Source organism: Falsiroseomonas oryziterrae, from assembly GCF_021864505.1.
GTDB lineage: Bacteria > Pseudomonadota > Alphaproteobacteria > Acetobacterales > Acetobacteraceae > Falsiroseomonas > Falsiroseomonas oryziterrae.
In genome coordinates this window covers 1-869 of sequence record NZ_JAKJIB010000643.1, presented here as the reverse complement: position 1 = coordinate 869, position 869 = coordinate 1, and the positions used below count along the sequence as shown (strand labels likewise).

1 protein-coding gene is annotated in these 869 nt (G+C 77.7%); it reads right to left on the bottom strand.

Annotation, left to right across the window (positions count from 1 at the left end):
* Positions 1-161: 161 nt before the first annotated feature.
* The coding region (locus tag L2I40_RS23820) for a TauD/TfdA dioxygenase family protein (protein ID WP_237217821.1) at positions 162-869 on the bottom strand (708 nt) is incomplete at its 5' end.

Genomic DNA, 869 nt, shown 5'->3' with positions numbered 1-869 from the left:
TGGGGTTCAGGCGTGTGCTCTTCCGACCTACGCTCGCGGTGCGTCGCGCAGGGCTGCCCACGCCGGCGCTCGTGGTGATCGGCGAGGTCGCGGCGCTCGGCGCGGCTGCAGCCGAGGCGCCTCCGGAGGTCGCGGCGGCGGCGCGGGCCTGAGCCGCCGGCTCAGCCGGCGGACACCCAGGGGAGCGTCACCTCCTGCGGCCCGACGGGCGGGTGGCCCGCCACGCGGTGCAGCCGTAGCTCCGCTCCCGCGGCGAGGCCAAGGCGGTGCTGCACCGCCGCGTTGTCCCAGAGCAGCAGGTCGCCGTCGCGCAACTCCAAGCGCAGGACCAGCGCCGGGTGGGTCGCCGCGGCCTGGAGCCGGTGCAGCAGGTCGTCGCTCTCCTCCGGCGGCAGGCCCCGGATCCGCCGCGCGGTGGCGCCGATCAGCAGGGACCTGCGCCCGGTCTCCGGGTCGAGCCGCAGGAGCGGATGCACCGCCCCGGCCTCTCCGTCCTCGGTGGCGCGGTGCTCCGCGTCCAGAAAGGTGATCCGCTCGCGCAGCCAGGGATCGAGCCGGTCATGCGCCGCGACCTGACTGGCGAAGGCGATCCGCACGCCCGGCCCGGCAGGCACGCGCGCCGAGAGCAGGCAGAAGCGGGGCGGCGCGGCCGACCACGCGAGGTCCATATGCCAGCCGGGCTCCGCCTCCCGGCCTTCCGGCTGGTCGGCGGCCGGCCGGCCGAGCCCGGCGGCCAGCGCCGCCTGCGCGTCGGCATCCAGCTGCGCGCCGCGGAGAAGGATCACCTGGTGTGCCGCGAGCATCGCGCGGAGCGCGGCGGGCGTCCCAGCATCGGCGGCGCGGAGCAGGCGCGGCCGCTCGATCTCGGC